The 1,045-nt window shown below is 65.9% G+C and carries 1 protein-coding gene; it reads right to left on the bottom strand.

All coding sequences use genetic code 11. The features are described from left to right. Position 1: 1 nt before the first annotated feature. On the bottom strand, positions 2 to 1,045 hold a 1,044-nt coding region (locus tag ACFVS6_RS42965), incomplete at its 5' end, for an aliphatic sulfonate ABC transporter substrate-binding protein (protein ID WP_389711975.1).

Below are 1,045 nucleotides of genomic sequence, written 5' to 3'. Positions count from 1 at the left end.
GTTACTTGGCGCCGAGGCCGGCGTCGGAGACCTCGGGCTTGCCGGTGGCCTTGAGGACCTTGTTGAGGAGCGTCAGGTCGTAGATGCCGGCGAGGTCGGGCTGCTCGATGAGCTTGGCCTTGACCGCCCATTCCGACTGGGTCTTCAGGGTGGAGGCCAGCGGGTCGTCGGTGATGGCGATGCTGGGCCAGGCGGGGTCGATGATCTTCGCGTCGAGGGGCTTGCCGCTGTCCGCGGCGAGCTTGGCGTTGGCGGAGGCCTTGGCCTTGTCGGGGTTCGCGTTGATCCACTCGTTGGTCTTGACCGTGCCCGTGAGGACGGCCTCGACGACGTCCGGGTGTTCCTTGAGGAACTTCTGCGACACGATGATGTTCGTGATCACGAACTTCTTGTCGGGCCACAGGGCGGTCTCGTCGAGGAGGACGGAGCCGCCGTCGGAGACGAGCTTGGAGGCGGTGGGTTCGGGGACCCAGGCGCCGTCGATGGAGCCCTGCTTGAAGGCGTCGGGGGTGACCTTGTTGTCGGTGCGGACGACGGAGACGTCGCCCTTGCCGGACTCGGGGTCGACCTTCCAGCCCTTTTCGGAGATCCAGTTGAGGAACGCGACGTCCTGGGTGTTGCCCTTCTGCGGGGTCGCGATCTTCTTGCCCTTGAGGTCGTCGAGGGTCTTGATCTTCTCCGGGTTCACGACGAGCTTGACGCCGCCGGAGGCGGAGCCGGAGATGATCCGCAGGTTGGAGCCCTTGGACTTGACGTAGCCGTTGATCGAGGGGGAGGGGCCGATGAAGCCGATGTCGAGCGAGCCGCCGTTGAGGGCCTCGATCTCGGACGGGCCGGCGTTGAAGGACTGCGGCTTGATCTTGGTGCCGTTCAGTTCCTTCTCGATCAGGCCTTCCTGGAGGCCGACGAGCGCGGTGGCGTGGGTCAGGTTCGGGAAGTAGCCGATCCGCACCTCGGAGGCGGAGAGCTTCTTGCCCGCGTCGGCGGCGACGTTGGAGGCCTTGTCCTTGGGCTCGTCCTTCGCCGCCTCGGAACCGTAGCCGCA

Source organism: Streptomyces sp. NPDC057939 (assembly GCF_042887545.1).
GTDB lineage: Bacteria > Actinomycetota > Actinomycetes > Streptomycetales > Streptomycetaceae > Streptomyces.
The sequence above is the reverse complement of the archived record's forward strand: the minus strand, read 5'-3'. Positions and strand labels throughout refer to the sequence as shown.